The 420-nt window shown below is 41.4% G+C and carries 1 protein-coding gene; it reads right to left on the reverse strand.

The window, feature by feature from the left end; all coding sequences use genetic code 11:
- A partial coding sequence (locus GVL52_RS30715; protein WP_210254137.1) for a hypothetical protein occupies nt 1–420 on the reverse strand: 420 nt, incomplete at both ends.

Here is a 420-nt window from a genome sequence, read left to right on the forward strand (position 1 = left end):
CTTTCAAACAGGCCTGATTTTGTAGCGTGTATTGCTGTACAAAGCGGTGTGAGCTGCACTGAGTTTGCAACAAGAAGGTCTTTCAGGTAAGAGAGTCGTCGTGTCGAGGAAAAAGTCGCGTAAACGATCGGCGCATATTTGAGGATGTTGTCTAAAATTCCTTGATTGCCGAATGCGTAAATTGCTTCGAGAGCGATCCAAAGATTCAGAAGTTTTTGTTCGGTAAATCTAGACTCTTTTGATAATCGAATGTATCGAAAGCACCTATTTAACTGCGCAGCATCTTTATTGTTGAGGCTTGTCAATAAGTGCACAAAATCTGGATGTGTTGAGCCAAAGTATGTGGCAGCCTCAGATGTCAGAAAATGCTCAAGAACATTTATATTTACTGTCTTGCAATGAAAGTGCGCAGCGTTATTG

The sequence above is a fragment of the Rhizobium sp. 18055 genome, from assembly GCF_902706285.1.
In the GTDB taxonomy this organism is placed as follows: domain Bacteria; phylum Pseudomonadota; class Alphaproteobacteria; order Rhizobiales; family Rhizobiaceae; genus Rhizobium.